We start from the raw sequence: 16,221 nt of genomic DNA on the forward strand, positions 1-16,221 counted from the left end.
ATGCACTATAATTGTAATCTAATTTATCCATAAATACCTCAAAAAAAGGCCTATATAACGTATAGGCCTTGTAATTATTATTTATAACAAACGGCAGCTGCTAGAAATCCCCCCAAAAAAGCACCAGCACTAGCACCTGCCGAAAAACCGCCTCCAAAACTAAGATATCCAGCTCCCAGTCCTCCAGCTAAAGATGCTCCGCCAACAACTAATGCCGTGCAAAGCCCTGAATCAATTCCACCTTGAACTTGTTCAAGATCGATTGCTTTTAAATCTTCCATTTATCTACCTCTTATCTTAATTGTGAACAAAGTGCTAAGCCTATTGATTGACCAAATTGGGCTCCCCAGAAACCGCCTGTAGCCATACCTCCAGGTCCAACTATACCTCCGGCGATCACACCAATAGCTCCTCCCATGATAGTAGTGCTACCCGTAAGTGCTACACATGCGGCTGAACTTCCATTAACCTGCTCAATTTCATTCATTGTTAATTCTTGCATAATGATTTCCTTCCATTACAATTTCACAGTTTTGATTGCTAAGTCGGTTTATCCATCTTAGCGGCTTTCCAAAGGCTCGGTTTCCGGCTAAAGTCACCGAGCCTTTGTTTTAACCTGTTAAATCACGATGTCAATGTCATCTAACAGTCTAAAATCTTGACCTTTTCAATCCTAAACCCTACTCTTATGACGCGGACTGGGCTTGCTGTAATTCTTCAGCAGTCATTATTTTCCCTTGATGCATCACAACCACTCTATCTGCCTGCTTAATGGTTTCTGGTCTATGGGCAATGATAATGCGGGTCATATTTAGGTTTTTTATCTGCTCACTGATTTTAGCCTCATTCATAATGTCGAGATGACTTGTAGCTTCATCCATAAACAAAATCGAGGGTGACTGATATAAGGCTCGTGCTAGCAATAAACGCTGTACTTGCCCACCCGAAAACTGATTCCCCATATCGCCCACTAAACTGTTATACCCCATGGGCATATGTGCGATATCCATATCAATCACCGCCAATTGTGCACATTGTTGCATTTTTACGTAATTAGGCTCAGGGTCGAAAAACGTAATATTGTCAGCAATCGAGCCTGAAAGCAGAGTATCGTCCTGCATAACGGCTGCGATTTGCTGCCGATATTGTGTTAATCCAATCTGTTGTATCGCTTGGCCATCGAGCAAAATACGTCCACTCGAGGGGACTAATAGCCCTAGCATCAGTTTCACTAAGGTGGTCTTGCCACAACCAGAAGCCCCCACTATAGCGACAGATTCTCCCGCCTGAATATCGAGGCTCAGGTTGCTAACCACCTCGGGCTCATTTTCACCATAACGAAAGCTTACGTTCTCTAAACTTAAGCGCCCTTTGACAACATTGAGCGGTGTAAAGCCTTCTTGATGAGCCTCTTGCTCGTGGAGAGCAATGTCAGAGATACGGTCAAGGTGTAATCGCAACATACGAAACATAATTAACTGTTCAATTAAGCTTGCCACTCGCTCAGTCATTTGATTTTTGTAAGCAATAAAGGCTAATACCATGCCGATGGTGAGGCCACCACTCATGACAATCATTGCCGCCATGTAAATCACAATGATATTTTCAACTCCAAACAACAGTTTGTTCATTGCATCGAAGCTGATTTTTAGCCTACCTAAACGAATGTCAGCATTGATGACTTCACTGTAGCGATTTTGCCAAATACCTTGCCTAGCGCTTTCACAGGTAAATAACTTGATGGTTTGAATACCTCGGATATTTTCCAAAAAGTTACTTTGCTCTTTTGCTTTTGCTTGAATCGACTCTTCTGTGGCTCGATGAAGTGGCCTGTATAATGCGAAACGCATCAAGGTATACAATGCCACAGCAGCCATGACGACAAGCGTGAGTTTTACACTGTAAATCAGCATCATCACTAAAACCGCAATGGACATGACTCCATCAACAACCGTTTCAACTAGGCCTGTCGTTAGCCGCTCACGTACTTGTGCCAAAGAGCCAAAACGCGACACTAAATCACCAATATGCCGCTTTTCAAAATAGTTCATGGGTAAGCGCAATAGATGGCGCAGTAAATTAACCCCCATTTGCATATTCAATAGGCTAGAAACCCTTAACACTAGCCAGCTGCGCACACCGGTGGTAAACACGTTTATCACCACCAACAGCCCGAAGCCAATGGCTAGCACAATCAGCAAAGGCTGGTCCTGACTCACCAATACCTCATCAACCACCCATTGCATGTAATAAGGCGTGACTAACGCAAATACCTGTAATAATACGGATAAGAGCAGCAATGTTATCAACGCTGCGTTAACGCCACTGATTTTGGTCCACAGTTGGCTTAATCGCATTTGCTGGCGTTCATCTTGTTTTACAAACGCCTTCGTCGGTGTCAACTCAAGTGCAATTCCTGTAAAATGTTTAGCAAATTCCTGCAGCGATAAGGTGCGTTTACCAGCAGCAGGGTCATTTATGCTGATGCTTTTTTTAGTGACACCAGTGAGTACAACAAAGTGATTCATATCCCAATGGAGAATACAAGGTAGTGCTAACTTACCTACCTCTTCCAACGGGCACTTGAGCGCTCGACTGGAGAGTCCAATAGAATCACCTAATGAAATTAACTGCTGTAAATTCATCCCTTTTAAATTAGCGGTGAAGCGCTTGCGTAACGCCGCCATGTCTAACTTGTGACCGTTGAAGCTTGCTATCATCGCCATACAGGCAAGACCGCATTCCGCCATTTCAGCTTGTAAAATAAGTGGCACACGCTTATTGCCAGAGAACTCAAGTAAGTCAACGGGACTATTGCTCTCGCTTGCCATCAAGGCGGCATGTTTGTCAGTTGCAATTGTCATTAACTCACCCTTCCGCGCAGGCTGTAAATTGGGTCAAGCAACCAATCGAGCAGCGTGCGCCTGTCCAGAACTATATCTGCCTCTAAGAGCATGCCGCTTTTAAGGGGGAATGCTTCACCATAGGCCTGCATGTCTTGCGCGGATAAGGTTGTCTTTATACGGTAAACAGGCTCTGATAACTTAACGGGTAAATCGGCTTCACCATCGAGTAGTAATGCTTTATCTACACGCAATACCTCACTGTGCAGAAAACCAAACCGTTGATAAGGAAATGCATCAAAGCGTAATCTAGCCTCATCACCCTGTTTAACAAACCCCGCACTTCTTGTTGGTAGTAATAACTCTGCTACCAATGAAGAGCCCTTTGGGATAATGCTCATTAATGGGCGATTGCTGGCAATAAACTCGCCCTCAACAACACTTACTGCCGCCACAGTACCTGATTCTTGAGCGCGTATAACAAATGTGTAACTATTCTCCGCTTCATTTAATTGTCTTTGAATATCAGATTGGCGCTTATGAACATCTGACTGTTTTAAATTAAATTGGAACGGTAAGCTCACTAATTCAGCGTGAGTTTGATTTAACTCGCGGTCAATCGATATTTTGTTCGACTCTAAGTTTTCCACTTCTTGCTTTACTTCAATTAATTTTGATAATTGAAGCTGATAATCAAGCTCTGATAAATAACCATCTTTGTAGAGCTTGTCGTGTTGTTTTTTCTGTGCAACTTGTATGTTTAATTTATCTGCTAACAACTGTTTTTGTCTAGATAATACCTTCATCGATTCTGATAAGTCAGACAACCTTTTTTTGAGCCTAAGAGTCTCGGCTGCATTCAGCTCTATGTTGTTATCTAATTCTTGATTTAAAATACTTTGCTGTTGTTTTAACTCACTTATCAGTGTTTCGCTTAACTCAAAACCAGATGCCATGCTGCTTCTTATTATGACTGTTACTAATGGGTCGCCTGCATTGACATCACTACCTTCCTTTACGTGCAAGATATCCACATTTCCAATGCGATTAGCATAGGTTTTTATCACACCTTTATCGGGGACAAGATATCCGCGAACCGTTTCTTTGCGAGCGTAATGTGAAAAATATAAAAATAAAATAATCGCAGTAACGATTAATAATATGGCTATGGAAATAGTGTATATAGATAATGGTTGAGCTAACGATATATCGCCATATAGCCGCTGCTTTTGTTCGTTAACTACTTGTTGGCGAAATAAGTCAGACATGGCATGGGTCCTGTTAATGGGTTTTGGGTATAATGCTGTGCTAAGTCAATCCCTGTAGAATCCGTGTTAGTTTCAGGTTAATGATGTGAGTCATTCAGGTATATACTACTTTAGTATGGTTATTTGGCGTGAGTAAAATGTGGATTGTTAGATGGCGCATGGTTGAATTGCTGGTGTATTAAATTCATTGGCAATAAATTATCAAGGATTACAAATTATTAACAATCTTACCGAATGGCGTATTTGTGGTAGTGATATTTCAATGCTTTGTATAGCTAATAGGCATTATTTGTTAGAACTAAACGAGTGTTTTAAATATATTTTTAGGGGATACGCTAAAAAGATACAAGAATGATATTATGGGAGGTTGTTAGTCTGTAATTTTTGGTCGCGGGAAACTACTTCTTCTTACATATATAACTTTTATTATTTATGCATGTTCTATGTGATTGATGTGGTTAATTTAGTTTAAATATTAATCGGTAAAACATTAACGCAAAATGCCACCTTAGCTCGTTTTGCGTTGTCCACACTTCACGCCGCTAAAAAATCCAGTATTTTTTGGGGGAAAATTGTCACTTTAAGAGAATTTTTGCCTGTAAATTTGATTGCGGGAAACTACTTTTTTGCACAGCTTTTATTATTTATGCATGTTATATGTGTCTGATGTAATTAGTTTAGTTTCAAATATACATCTGTAAAAAATTAACGCAAAAATGCCATCTTAGCTCGTTTTGCATTGTCCGCACTTCACGCCACTAAAATAAGCCACGTTTTTTGCCGAAAATGACACAAAAATGCCACCTTAAAGAGGTTTTTTGCCCGAAAATTGGTTGCGTGGGACTACTTTTTTACACAACCCCAGCCCCTTCAAAGGGTTCTAAGTTGCTGATATACTTAACCTGAGCGGAAATAATCGAACACGTAAAATTAATGCAAATATGCCACCTTGGCACGTCCCATATTCTCCACACCCCACGCAAGAATTGATAAATCAATTCTCATGGTTGTTTGTGTTTTAAGTTATTGAAAATAAATACTTTGTAATCTGTAGCCAATTTAGAATAAATTTTTAAAAATTCATTTTAAATTTGTTGGAAAGTGTATTTCTCGCGAACTGCCCGTCAGGTCCATGTGTATTAGATCCTTATTCCTGTTGGGCTACAGAGGAGTGTATTTCACTTGTATTGCAAATTATCGAATTTTATAAGTCACTGTTTTAAAATTAATTATTGTTTTGGTGTATTACTCGTGAAATACTTGGAAATCGAGCGCAATACATGTGAGCTACACTCTTTCTTATGAAAAATCATTGTGTATTGCAGGTGTATCGTAGTTTTTTTCCTGTTGAGGTATGAATAATGGCTAGAAATAAAGTGATCCAAGTAGCGTGTCCTCCGGATCTGTATTCAAAAATTAAAGATTACAAAGGGGCTAAAAATCTGGCGAGTGATGCTGATGCAATGAGGGAGTTAACCTTATTTGCTCTGCGGATCATTGAGCATTCAAATGACAAAGATGAGGGGATTTCAACAAGGGAATTACTCGAAGTCCTTCTTGATAATGTGATAAAAATTCATCATCAAACATCTATTAACTATTATCAAAACTTTAACGCAGAACAATACAATGCAAATATGAAAGAGCCTGATGTTGTTCCCTCATACAAGAGGTTAATGGCAAAAGCCGAGGAAAGAACTCAACAAATATTAGCCGGTGATAATCCTTAAAGGTTTATTCTTTTATGTTGCTTAAAGTAAATGGCGGTTAGATTAACCGCCATATGGTTTTTTATCTGGTTTTTTCGCCAATATTAGGTGTGTCAAATTCGAGAGGTTTTTCTTTTGATGCTCGGTCACTATCCATTGCTAAATGTTGATAGTGTTCATCATGCTTAATTCTACTGGCCGATAAATTATCGCTGTCCTCTTTAGCCGTTATGTTTCTCGAACCTGCAATGTCATTATTTAATGATTGGATCATTTTAGATATTGTGGTGTCTTTTTTCGTGATGTTATGAACGGCTTCATTCACTAATTGTTTAATGGTTTCGTGCTTATTAAGCCCTTCGGGGATTGAGCTTGGCTCAATAATGATAGCGTGCTTATTCTCTTTGCTAAACTTATCAGTTAAGTCGTTTGATAGTTTAGTTGTGTCTTGTGCATTGTTACTGTCAAGTACCACAATGACGTTTTCACGTAATTCATGAGTGTTGATGGTTTTTGTATCGTTGTTATTATTTAGTGCAATAATATCAGCCCCATTTTTATTGTCGGCATTTATCTTAAGCGCATTCTCTACGCCGACAGCGACAATACTATAGTCTGAATTATTCCCTTTGCTGATAATCGTACTGTTACCAGATTTAGAGCCCAGTATGCGCTTGTTTATTTTAAGCGCTGCAATGTCACTGCTGGATTTATCAAGGTAAGTAATTTCGACTGCCTTGGTCTCATTCTTTTCATTGGTGATATTTGTTATTAAAGCTGGATAAGTTTGGCGTGTTTCAGATGAAAAAACCGCAGGATGAAAACGGATGTTTTCGTGTTGTGTGATATCAATTCCCTGCTTAGCTAAATAGGTTTGTACAGGGGATTCAGTAATGGGCTTAGCCTCATTAAAGTATTGATTAGTGTTCTGGTCTAATCCCATCGGACACTTAATTTTGAGACAGTATGGTCAATAAATTAAGAGGTCTATATGAGTCTGAAAAAATCACATAAGAGTTATCCGCAGGCATTTAAAGATGAAGCCGTCTTGATGGTGCTGGAGCAAGGTTATAGCGTTGCCGATGCGGCAAAGTCTCTTGGAGTTAGCACGAGCCTGCTTTACAACTGGAAGGAAAAACACGAAGCCCTGCAACAAGGCATCACCTTAGAAGAGTCTGAGCGTGATGAGTTGAAGCGATTGCGTAGAGAAAACAAAGAATTACGCATGGAGAAAGAAATTCTAAAAAAGGCAAGCGCCTTCTTTGCGAGAGAAATGAAGTAAGATTTCGTTTCATCAAACTGCAATCTCACCTGTTTCCCATAACACTGTTATGTCGAGTAATGAGTGTCAGTAAGTCAGGCTATTACGATTGGCATAAACGCCCTGCAAACGTGATAAGCGTTGAAACACTGAAGCTTTATCGCCTTGTTCGACAGCTATTTAAGCAAAGTCGAGGCAGCTTAGGGAATCGTGAAATGGTGAAGAAATTGCGCAAGGAAGGCTACCAGGTTGGTCGCTATCTCGTTCGTAAAATTATGCACCGCCTTCGACTCAAAGCAACCCAGCGATGTGCTTACAAGGTGACGACACAGCGAAAACACTCAGATGCAGTGGCTGATAACCTGTTAAACATGAACTTTAATCCAGTATCGGCTAATCAGGTCTGGGCGGGTGACGTGACCTATTTAAAGACGGGTGAAGGCTGGATGTACTTAGCTGTGGTGATGGATTTATATTCACGCCGGATTGTGGGATGGCGCATAGACAAACGCATGACCACAGATTTGATATCCAAGGCATTAATAAAAGCCTACAACCTGCGACAACCAGCGCGAGGGCTGGTATTTCACAGTGACCGAGGCTCGCAATATACCAGTAAACAATTCGGTAGGCTGCTATCGAGCTATGGTATCCGAGCCAGCATGGGTGATGTGGGTGCGTGTTGGGATAATGCCGTTGTTGAGCGATTCTTTGGTAGCTTGAAACACGATTGGATTTTTAAAGTTGCTCAACCAACAAGGGAGTTTATGAAGCAAGATGTGACGGCTTACATCAAATATTACAACTTGGAGCGACTTCATTCTGCTAATAACGATCTGTCACCTGTAGAGTTTGAGAATTCTCAAGTAAAAGTGTCCAGTTTGGGTTGACCAGTACAGCCGTTGCTTGCAGTATTCTTATTACTACATTATTAAGAAATATTGTTCTGATTTCATTTGATGATGCACAACCAAATTCAGCTCGAAGATCTGCTAAATGTTTTTCAATAGCAGTTCGAGAGCAATTGCCTTTGCTTTGCAGTTGTGCAGTAGTCATTCCAAGCGAGAAATTTTTCATCACTTCTAGCTGTCTAGTGGTAAGAGTGGGAAAGAGCTCTTTTAGCAGATTGTTTTCGTTTTCGTTCTGGGTCATAGTTTTACTTCTTTATCGAAAAAACAATATGTTCTATCATCAGAATGAATAGACAAAGTGCCATAAAGGTACTGTATAACAGTAAAGATACTGTTATACAGTACCTTGGTCAACAAAATATTATTTGAATGAAAAAAAAATATAAGCCCTCAACCACTTCAAAAACGGAGTTAATCGCTTTTAGGTGTCCTGTTGAGTTGAAAAAGAAAATAAACGATGCTGTTGAAAAACAACAATTTCAAAGCGTTACGGATCTTATTGTTCAATCTGTCAGCGAAAAACTAGGTGGTGAATCTGATTTGGGTTCATAGTTGATCTGTTTTGCATTAGTCTTGCAATTTGTGTGACGAGCAATTAAAATACGGAGTAGATTTTGAAGCAAAAGTGCATTACATAGCACGCTACTACATAGTTTTCTATGTAGTGTATTTTTCAAAATTAGAGTGTGTTGGGGGTGGTTCCCTGACGTTAAGCATTCGACAACGAAGCCGACTTACCGAATGGGTCGGCTTTTTTGTGCCTAAATTTCAAGGCATTGAAAGATCGTTGATCTTTGCGATCGTTTAGTTTAGAGTGATCGGCAATGTTTGATCTAACCAATCAAGCAGCCCAAAAACATTCGGAATCATAACAAATGCCTAATATTTTTTTTGGCTGCCATTTGCAGCACCTAATCCGTAGACACATAAGACCACTTTGCGTTAGCCCGGTTTTGATCATTCGATCACCGCTTAACTGCATTGTCGGCATGTGTCATGCAAAAATCTAAAGCCGATAAAGCACGCATCAAGCGCCAAAAGTTGCGTTCAGCTAAACGCGAAGCTGCGTTACATGTTAAAACGCAGAATACGGCGGTTGGCTCTAATGCCTACAAAGCTAGCCTTGAGGGATTTAAAGCTAAAGGTGCTCGCTTACCCCGCTATTTTAACGAAGTAATCAATAACGCCCGTAAGCTGATTTACAGCCGCAAGCTTGAAGTTGACGAAGGCGGTATATCTAGAAATATGTCTGAACGAACTAAGCGCAAGTTGTTCGAAATCGTAGTAACCATGATTACTACGTGCGATCTTCTTACTGGCCAAGTCGGTATGGCCAAAAACATCGGTTTCGATACAACGAGCCATGATTCTTTGATGTTGGCTCATGCTAAACGCTGGGGGGAAGCGATCCCGAGCTCTACCTGGTATCGATACATCGATGTTCTGAAAAAGTCAGGCGTTTTCACCGTGCAAGAAGTTAAAGTTGCAATTGATGATAACTCAACCGGTGAAGAAAAAACGATTCGTTCAGTAGCGGCCTACAAATGGCTTTCTACACGTTTTTTACAGGCGATAGGTGTTTACTCTGACACGATAAGAGCGCAAATCAAGCAAGCATATCAAAGAGCCGTGGATAAAGGCTTGTCATTCACTTGGCGGGTTTACAAACGGCAATTACCAAACAAACAGCGCTTTACCCCTGATTTGTTTTTCTCGCAATCGTACTCGCAACCCAAAACGCATTAGGCACAATTCTAATGAACCGTCTAGCTTTAGCTTGACGGTGCCCTACCCTGCTTGAATGTAAAATAATCTGAAATTTAAGCGGTTTAAGCGCGTAATCAGCAACTCTACGGCCTTATTCTCACTGTCCCACCATTGAAATAATCAACGTTTACTATCAAATCACATAGGTCTGTGAATAACTCATGTATATCGAGAACAAAATGGGAGTAAGAAAAAGGAGTATAGAGTGAGAGTCCAAAAGCTTTTTTCTTTTCAAGGAAAGCTTATGTATTAATTAAAGATAAATTATTAAAAGGCACAAAGAACGGTGGATAAATCCACCTTAATAATGCCTCGCCACTTCCTGGCATACGCCAGGGGCGAGATCTAACATCAAAAGCGACGCTGAACATTCCTTTTGTCATACGACCGTCAAGCTACAAACGCGCTAACTAATCGCTAAAAATCAAAAGCGGCCTTGCAGGGAAAGAAATTGCAAGCACTGTGCCATTATCATTAAAATCTCGTACGGATTTAATACGGATAAGCTTGACTTCGATATGAGGTGTCCGTACTATGTACGGAGTTTCATTGAAACTAGAAATTTTAAACATATACATTTATTCAATTATATTTCTTAAATCCAGTTTTATTAACAGGTAAATTAGGAGTAAAAAATGAAAAAAAACAATGAGATAGACAATTTTGTTGACTTTCGATGTATTTAAGGAGGTTACGGCTTAAAAAATTAAACCCTAGAGGAATTCAAAATGAGTACTGTAACACCGAGTGCGGCTAACGCTGGAGCCGCTTCAAAACCAGCGCGCATTGAACTTAAAACTTCACCAGAGGTAAAGGAACTGCTTGAGCGAGCGGCAGCTATCAATGGCATCAATCTTACGGCATTTATTATTAATAACGTTCGAGAGAAAGCTCTAGCGATTGTTGAATCAGAAACTACTCTAAATCTGAACCAACGCGCCTGGGCTCAATTTGAAACCATTCTAGATAATCCTCGTAAAGCTACTCCGGTACTAAAGACTCTTTTTTCGGAGAAATAGCTAATGAGTACCAACTATATTGACTGTCAGCTACTAAACAAGATGGAACGACAACCGAGCTTTTCAAGTTTCGATTGTGGTGATCCGTTTCTTGATAGTTTTGCGCCTAAGAAATTGGCGAATGCTGATGCAAACAATGATTCTCGGGTCTATGTTGCTGTAGACGGGGATATAGGTGTTGGCTATGCCACGATGAAAGTTTTTATGCTCAGTAATGACGAGTATAAAATTTTATCAGGTAAATACCCTCGCCAGGTTCCTGTTGTGATGTTAGACCAAATCGCAGTTGATAAAGCATATCAAGGCAAAGGAATTGGTAAGCGCCTTATGCGAAAAGTGCTTGAAGCAACTGTGTTAGTGAATGAACTTGCGGCCGCTAAAGGTTTAGCGTTATGGGCTCACCCTAGAGCAAAAGACTTTTATGAGTCATTAGGGTTTGAAGCCATTCCTGATGCAACGAAACAAGTACAAGACGTTGAGTTAACACTGATGTTTATTCACGTAGAAACCATTTTGGATGCATTGAAGTAACCTAGAGTTATCAAGAAACGGATCACCACTAAGACCCCGCAAATGCGGGGTTTTAATTATTAGCCCTAATCCACTTACTTCAGTTGGATTTTTTTGATAAAAATATAGCTAGCTAGTTTTAATTTATATAGCTATCTTGTTTGTGAATAGCTAGCTATCTATCATTATCTGAATGGAGAACCAATCATGGCTGTTATTGCATTTGCACAAAGTAAGGGTGGAGCGGGGAAAACTACTGCTTGCGTCACGTTAGCGGGGGAATTGTGCCGACAAGCATCAGAAAGCGGTATACAAATTACCCTCATTGATACCGATCCAAACCAGCATAGTGCCGGCTGGGCCAAGAAAAAAGGTTGTCCCTCAAATCTGATTTTGATTGAAAAATCAACGGAAGACACTGTTCTGGATGATATTGAAACTGCAAGTTCACAGACTCAGTTTGTATTGGTAGATCTTGAAGGAACAGCAAACTTTGCTGTGACCCAAGCGATTAGCAGGGCTGATTTAGTTATTGTTCCCTGTCAGGGATCGGAAGATGATGCCACCGAAGCAGCGAGAACCATTGGCTTGATCCGCAAACAAGGACGCTTACTAGCTCGAAAAATCCCCTGCTGTATTTTGCTAACACGAACAAGTGCAGCTATACAAACACGTTTATTGAAACTAATTAAACAGGATTTTCTTGATAGTGGTGTTCATATTCTTAATTCAAGTTTGATTGACCGTGAAGCATTTAGAGCCGTTCGCAGTTATGGTGGAACAGTAAACAATTTAGATCCTGCACTGGTATCAGGTATCGACAAAGCTGCAAGCAATGCTAAAGCGTATGCAAATGACGTTAAACGTATGCTGTTGGAGGCTAATAATGGATAACCCACGCTCGAAAATTGTCATTGACGACAATGATGAAGACATTTCACTTTTAAAAGTATTGGCGGCTACAAGTTCTAAAGCAGCTCCCTTGACAGATAGGCAATTGAAAGAAGTTGAGGCGCAAAGTGAGACTTTGGGTTTTAAGCGCCGCGAAAACCGAAAACGCTCGCCCTATATTATTCAGAAAAATATCAAAATTCGCGTGGGTATGGATGAACTTTTAGGTGAAATAGGTAAGGCTATCGGTTCTAAGAGTGATCAGGAAACCTTTGATATTGCGATCAGTAAACTGGTTGAAAGTATTGGTTCTGTTCGACTGTCAAGCATGCTGGAAGAATTGTCAAAGAGATAGCTAGCTATATAGCTTACAGCTAGCTATCTCTTTATTAATTAAATAGGCCAAGGATGATGGTTCAAATCATGGTTCTGTCGCAAAGTTGACGATAAGAGTTTAACAGTGAATGATCTTTCAATATGAATTTGGAGCATCCACTGCATGACCCTCAATTTTTCTGGCAGACATTTTCCATCTGATATCATCATGCAAGCGCTGCGATATTACCTTGCTTATAAACTTAGTTACCGTGAAATTGAGGAAATGTTCGCAGAGCGAAACATTCATTTTGACCACTCAACACTGAACCGCTGGGTTATCAAATATGCACCTCTGCTCGAAGCCATATTCAGGAAGAAAAAGCGTCCAATATCTGGCTCGTGGCGAATGGATGAAACTTACATAAAAATGAAGGGGCAGTGGGCTTACTATTATCGTGCAGTGGATAAATTCAGCGCGGTGATTGATTTTTACTTGAGTGAAACCCGTGATGAGAAGGCCGCACACGCTTTTTTCACTAAAGCTATCAATCAACATGGCTTACCTGAGAAGGTGGTTATTGATAAAAGTGGCGCCAATGCTGCAGCGTTAGATACTGTTAACATTCGGCTGTGGCTATCAGGATGTATGCTCTTTATGATTGAGGTGCTTACCGTTAAATATTTGAATAATATTGTCGAGCAAAGCCACCGAAAAGTGAAGGGTAAAATTAATGCCTAGGCTGGAAGTCTTGGGAAGGGGCTGAGTCAACACTGGCTGGCGTTGAGCTTTGGTCCATGATTAAGTTGGGGCAAATGGACACGGCTCAAATGATGACCCCGTGGGAACAATTTTATTCTTTAACGGCCTAGTTGTATCTGAAGGATACTGCCCCTTCAATTTGGAGCAGCAAGATCTCAGTTTGCGACAGAACCGATTACCAACGGATAAGCATCACCCCATTTGGCCTCCAGTTCGTCCAATGCCATCTCTGCGGCTTCTTTACTCACGGCTCGATACACAGGCTTTAAATCAGCCATAAACGCTTTCTGATTTTTTGAGGCGACATACTTCATTGAGTTGCGGATCTGGTGGATAACGCATAGCTGTGTTTCCGTATGAGGGAAGATACTGGCTATGGCCTCAGGGAAACCGGTCAAGCCGTCAACACAGGCGATAAGAATATCTTTTACACCACGATTATTAAGATCGGTCAGTACGGATAGCCAGTAATTAGCGCCTTCATTTTCGGACAAGTGAAGCCCCAAAATTTCCTTTTTTCCTTTCATATTAAGCGCTAACAATGTGTAAACGGCTTTACTGACGTAACGCCCATCCTCTTTGACTTTATAATGTATCGCATCAAGCCAAACGATAGGATAATGGCTATCTAATGGGCGCTGTTGCCACGCTTTAAGTTCGGGGATGAGTTTGTCAGTGATAGCACTGACTGTTGCGTTAGACACATTGAGCCCATACATATCTTCAACATGTTGATTAATATCGCGATAGCTCATACCTATACTGAACATCGATAACACTTTACGTTCGATTTCATCGGTTAGTGTAGTTTGATTTTTCTTAATCAACTGAGGCTCAAAGGTGCCATTGCGGTCTCTAGGCGCGTCTAACTCAAAGTTACCGGACGGATGCTTAATGGTCTTAGGGGTTTTGCCATTTTTACGATTAGGCTGAGGATCATGCGCTAAATGCTGCTCAAGCTCAGCTTGGAGAGCCGCTTCAGTGAGTTGCTTGATCAGTGGGCCAAGAATGCTGTCTTTACCTGTGAGGCTTTTACCTGATTGCAGATCTTTAAGGGCTTGTTCGAAGTTAAAAGGTTGGGTCATGTGTCATTCCTGTTTTTGAATATTTTACTGAAATGACACAGAATTATGAACACTACCATGTTTAATAATAACAATTAATTAAGTTAGATTTGGCGGAAATTTCCAGAATCCCGGCGGCCCCTCTATTTCTGTCTTAACTTATATTTTATTGTCTTCATTGCTTTTATAGGTGTTCTGGTCTAATCCCATCGGACACTTAATTTTGAGACAGTATGGTCAATAAATTAAGAGGTCTATATGAGTCTGAAAAAATCACATAAGAGTTATCCGCAGGCATTTAAAGATGAAGCCGTCTTGATGGTGCTGGAGCAAGGTTATAGCGTTGCCGATGCGGCAAAGTCTCTTGGAGTTAGCACGAGCCTGCTTTACAACTGGAAGGAAAAACACGAAGCCCTGCAACAAGGCATCACCTTAGAAGAGTCTGAGCGTGATGAGTTGAAGCGATTGCGTAGAGAAAACAAAGAATTACGCATGGAAAAAGAAATTCTAAAAAAGGCAAGCGCCTTCTTTGCGAGAGAAATGAAGTAAGATTTCGTTTCATCAAACTGCAATCTCACCTGTTTCCCATAACACTGTTATGTCGAGTAATGAGTGTCAGTAAGTCAGGCTATTACGATTGGCATAAACGCCCTGCAAACGTGATAAGCGTTGAAACACTGAAGCTTTATCGCCTTGTTCGACAGCTATTTAAGCAAAGTCGAGGCAGCTTAGGGAATCGTGAAATGGTGAAGAAATTGCGCAAGGAAGGCTACCAGGTTGGTCGCTATCTCGTTCGTAAAATTATGCACCGCCTTCGACTCAAAGCAACCCAGCGATGTGCTTACAAGGTGACGACACAGCGAAAACACTCAGATGCAGTGGCTGATAACCTGTTAAACATGAACTTTAATCCAGTATCGGCTAATCAGGTCTGGGCGGGTGACGTGACCTATTTAAAGACGGGTGAAGGCTGGATGTACTTAGCTGTGGTGATGGATTTATATTCACGCCGGATTGTGGGATGGCGCATAGACAAACGCATGACCACAGATTTGATATCCAAGGCATTAATAAAAGCCTACAACCTGCGACAACCAGCGCGAGGGCTGGTATTTCACAGTGACCGAGGCTCGCAATATACCAGTAAACAATTCGGTAGGCTGCTATCGAGCTATGGTATCCGAGCCAGCATGGGTGATGTGGGTGCGTGTTGGGATAATGCCGTTGTTGAGCGATTCTTTGGTAGCTTGAAACACGATTGGATTTTTAAAGTTGCTCAACCAACAAGGGAGTTTATGAAGCAAGATGTGACGGCTTACATCAAATATTACAACTTGGAGCGACTTCATTCTGCTAATAACGATCTGTCACCTGTAGAGTTTGAGAATTCTCAAGTAAAAGTGTCCAGTTTGGGTTGACCAGTACAAGGATAACCAATTCCCCAATTTGGGTTATGCCACATGGCCACATACCGGTATGATATAACGCTAAGATTGCTACCCACTTTCCAGGCTGATTGGAAAGGACCTCTTTGGCTGCATGTTTACAAGCGAACAGCGCGCTACCTTTCATTGCCTCTGTGTAGTTATGAGGGCCATCGACGAGTTTAGGATGAGCCTTACCAACGCTTCGCAACGATCTCAACGCAGCTTTATAAACCATTTTCTCAGCCTCTTTGTCGTAGATCTGTTTGTCTGGTTTAGTTGGATATGTTCCTTCGAAAGGATCGGATTGATCTCTGCTGCTCGGCAACCAATCCCATTCAATTTGTAATTGAGAAATCGCCAAGATGTGCTCTGCTTGGCTTAGCCAGTCGGTATTCTCTATTTGTTCAATTAATGCTTCGATGTCCATTAGCTGTTACCCCTGAGTCGGTTCTTGGTTTGCCAAAATTAAGTCA

At 40.9% G+C, this 16,221-nt stretch carries 17 protein-coding genes and 1 pseudogene; 10 read left to right on the forward strand and 8 right to left on the reverse strand.

Features of this window, described 5'->3' with window-relative positions; translation table 11 throughout:
- Positions 1 to 77: 77 nt before the first annotated feature.
- From SO_RS22345 to SO_RS22360, 4 genes are all read right to left on the reverse strand, one after another.
- Positions 78 to 281, reverse strand: coding sequence for a bacteriocin-like peptide (locus tag SO_RS22345; protein WP_011074457.1), 204 nt, complete (start codon positions 279 to 281; stop codon positions 78 to 80).
- A gap of 11 nt (positions 282 to 292) precedes the next feature.
- Positions 293 to 502: a bacteriocin-like peptide gene (locus SO_RS22350; RefSeq protein WP_011074458.1), complete on the reverse strand. Its 210-nt coding sequence runs from the start codon at positions 500 to 502 to the stop codon at positions 293 to 295.
- A gap of 184 nt (positions 503 to 686) precedes the next feature.
- On the reverse strand, positions 687 to 2,864 hold the full coding sequence (locus SO_RS22355) for a peptidase domain-containing ABC transporter (protein WP_011074382.1): 2,178 nt from the start codon (positions 2,862 to 2,864) through the stop codon (positions 687 to 689).
- Entirely contained in the window at positions 2,864 to 4,111 is a 1,248-nt protein-coding gene (locus tag SO_RS22360; protein ID WP_011074383.1) for a beta-barrel domain-containing protein, read from the reverse strand. The genes SO_RS22355 and SO_RS22360 overlap by 1 nt, the downstream gene beginning before the upstream one ends.
- Before the next feature lie 1,361 nt (positions 4,112 to 5,472).
- On the opposite strand from SO_RS22360, the gene SO_RS22365 reads away from it, so the two are divergent.
- On the forward strand, positions 5,473 to 5,841 hold the full coding sequence (locus SO_RS22365; protein WP_011074384.1) for a hypothetical protein: 369 nt from the start codon (positions 5,473 to 5,475) through the stop codon (positions 5,839 to 5,841).
- A gap of 61 nt (positions 5,842 to 5,902) precedes the next feature.
- On the opposite strand, the gene SO_RS22370 is transcribed toward SO_RS22365, so the two are convergent.
- Positions 5,903 to 6,763 (reverse strand): DUF7146 domain-containing protein, encoded by an 861-nt coding sequence (locus SO_RS22370; protein WP_164925945.1) that lies wholly within the window; start codon positions 6,761 to 6,763, stop codon positions 5,903 to 5,905.
- Positions 6,764 to 6,811: 48 nt separating this feature from the next.
- Here SO_RS22370 and SO_RS22375 point away from each other — a divergent pair.
- Positions 6,812 to 7,971, forward strand: a protein-coding gene (locus SO_RS22375; protein WP_141135407.1) for an IS3-like element ISSod1 family transposase whose coding sequence is annotated in 2 segments (ribosomal slippage) — positions 6,812 to 7,061 and positions 7,061 to 7,971 — 1,161 coding nt in all. Because the reading frame shifts where the segments join, the coding sequence is not laid out codon by codon here.
- Here the strand turns inward: SO_RS22375 and SO_RS22380 are convergent.
- Entirely contained in the window at positions 7,907 to 8,233 is a 327-nt protein-coding gene (locus SO_RS22380) for a hypothetical protein (RefSeq protein ID WP_193378421.1), read from the reverse strand. The genes SO_RS22375 and SO_RS22380 overlap by 65 nt on opposite strands.
- Before the next feature lie 128 nt (positions 8,234 to 8,361).
- Between SO_RS22380 and SO_RS22385 the strand changes: the two genes are divergently transcribed.
- The 7 genes from SO_RS22385 to SO_RS22415 all read left to right on the forward strand — a co-directional run bounded on the left by SO_RS22385 (position 8,362) and on the right by SO_RS22415 (position 13,236).
- Positions 8,362 to 8,544: a hypothetical protein gene (locus tag SO_RS22385; protein WP_011074385.1), complete on the forward strand. Its 183-nt coding sequence runs from the start codon at positions 8,362 to 8,364 to the stop codon at positions 8,542 to 8,544.
- A 444-nt stretch (positions 8,545 to 8,988) separates the two neighbouring features.
- Complete coding sequence (locus SO_RS22390; RefSeq protein ID WP_011074387.1) at positions 8,989 to 9,738, forward strand: hypothetical protein; 750 nt, start codon at positions 8,989 to 8,991, stop codon at positions 9,736 to 9,738.
- 749 nt (positions 9,739 to 10,487) lie between these two features.
- Positions 10,488 to 10,778, forward strand: coding sequence for a type II toxin-antitoxin system TacA family antitoxin (locus SO_RS22395; RefSeq protein WP_011074388.1), 291 nt, complete (start codon positions 10,488 to 10,490; stop codon positions 10,776 to 10,778).
- A 3-nt stretch (positions 10,779 to 10,781) separates the two neighbouring features.
- The gene (locus SO_RS22400; protein ID WP_011074389.1) at positions 10,782 to 11,309 is read left to right on the forward strand and encodes a GNAT family N-acetyltransferase; all 528 of its coding nucleotides are present in this window, start codon (positions 10,782 to 10,784) and stop codon (positions 11,307 to 11,309) included.
- Between the two features lie 186 nt (positions 11,310 to 11,495).
- A complete protein-coding gene (locus tag SO_RS22405; RefSeq protein WP_011074390.1) occupies positions 11,496 to 12,182 on the forward strand; it encodes a ParA family protein in 687 nt (228 codons plus the stop codon).
- Complete coding sequence (locus SO_RS22410; RefSeq protein ID WP_011074391.1) at positions 12,175 to 12,534, forward strand: hypothetical protein; 360 nt, start codon at positions 12,175 to 12,177, stop codon at positions 12,532 to 12,534. The genes SO_RS22405 and SO_RS22410 overlap by 8 nt, the downstream gene beginning before the upstream one ends.
- A gap of 144 nt (positions 12,535 to 12,678) precedes the next feature.
- On the forward strand, positions 12,679 to 13,236 hold the full coding sequence (locus SO_RS22415; protein ID WP_011074392.1) for an IS6-like element ISSod8 family transposase: 558 nt from the start codon (positions 12,679 to 12,681) through the stop codon (positions 13,234 to 13,236).
- Positions 13,237 to 13,424: 188 nt separating this feature from the next.
- Here the strand turns inward: SO_RS22415 and SO_RS22420 are convergent.
- Positions 13,425 to 14,342: pseudogene (locus SO_RS22420) on the reverse strand (IS256-like element ISSod4 family transposase); the annotation flags it as partial.
- Between the two features lie 237 nt (positions 14,343 to 14,579).
- On the opposite strand from SO_RS22420, the gene SO_RS22425 reads away from it, so the two are divergent.
- A protein-coding gene (locus tag SO_RS22425) for an IS3-like element ISSod1 family transposase (RefSeq protein WP_141135407.1) occupies positions 14,580 to 15,739 on the forward strand; the annotation gives its coding sequence in 2 pieces (ribosomal slippage) (positions 14,580 to 14,829 and positions 14,829 to 15,739; 1,161 coding nt in all).
- Here the strand turns inward: SO_RS22425 and SO_RS22430 are convergent.
- Positions 15,675 to 16,175 (reverse strand): hypothetical protein, encoded by a 501-nt coding sequence (locus SO_RS22430; RefSeq protein ID WP_238560621.1) that lies wholly within the window; start codon positions 16,173 to 16,175, stop codon positions 15,675 to 15,677. The two genes, SO_RS22425 and SO_RS22430, sit on opposite strands and share 65 nt — an antisense overlap.
- Between the last annotated feature and the right edge of the window lie 46 nt (positions 16,176 to 16,221).

This window comes from Shewanella oneidensis MR-1 (assembly GCF_000146165.2).
Taxonomy (GTDB): Bacteria; Pseudomonadota; Gammaproteobacteria; order Enterobacterales; family Shewanellaceae; genus Shewanella; species Shewanella oneidensis.

Bases quoted from the DNA above. Each gene is read 5' to 3' on its own strand.
- SO_RS22345 (WP_011074457.1), bottom strand. From the start codon at position 281: ATGGAAGATTTAAAAGCAATCGATCTTGAACAAGTTCAAGGTGGAATT.
- SO_RS22350 (WP_011074458.1), bottom strand. From the start codon at position 502: ATGCAAGAATTAACAATGAATGAAATTGAGCAGGTTAATGGAAGTTCA.
- SO_RS22355 (WP_011074382.1), bottom strand. From the start codon at position 2,864: ATGACAATTGCAACTGACAAACATGCCGCCTTGATGGCAAGCGAGAGC.
- SO_RS22360 (WP_011074383.1), bottom strand. From the start codon at position 4,111: ATGTCTGACTTATTTCGCCAACAAGTAGTTAACGAACAAAAGCAGCGG.
- SO_RS22365 (WP_011074384.1), top strand. From the start codon at position 5,473: ATGGCTAGAAATAAAGTGATCCAAGTAGCGTGTCCTCCGGATCTGTAT.
- SO_RS22370 (WP_164925945.1), bottom strand. From the start codon at position 6,763: ATGGGATTAGACCAGAACACTAATCAATACTTTAATGAGGCTAAGCCC.
- SO_RS22380 (WP_193378421.1), bottom strand. From the start codon at position 8,233: ATGACCCAGAACGAAAACGAAAACAATCTGCTAAAAGAGCTCTTTCCC.
- SO_RS22385 (WP_011074385.1), top strand. From the start codon at position 8,362: ATGAAAAAAAAATATAAGCCCTCAACCACTTCAAAAACGGAGTTAATC.
- SO_RS22390 (WP_011074387.1), top strand. From the start codon at position 8,989: ATGCAAAAATCTAAAGCCGATAAAGCACGCATCAAGCGCCAAAAGTTG.
- SO_RS22395 (WP_011074388.1), top strand. From the start codon at position 10,488: ATGAGTACTGTAACACCGAGTGCGGCTAACGCTGGAGCCGCTTCAAAA.
- SO_RS22400 (WP_011074389.1), top strand. From the start codon at position 10,782: ATGAGTACCAACTATATTGACTGTCAGCTACTAAACAAGATGGAACGA.
- SO_RS22405 (WP_011074390.1), top strand. From the start codon at position 11,496: ATGGCTGTTATTGCATTTGCACAAAGTAAGGGTGGAGCGGGGAAAACT.
- SO_RS22410 (WP_011074391.1), top strand. From the start codon at position 12,175: ATGGATAACCCACGCTCGAAAATTGTCATTGACGACAATGATGAAGAC.
- SO_RS22415 (WP_011074392.1), top strand. From the start codon at position 12,679: ATGACCCTCAATTTTTCTGGCAGACATTTTCCATCTGATATCATCATG.
- SO_RS22430 (WP_238560621.1), bottom strand. From the start codon at position 16,175: ATGGACATCGAAGCATTAATTGAACAAATAGAGAATACCGACTGGCTA.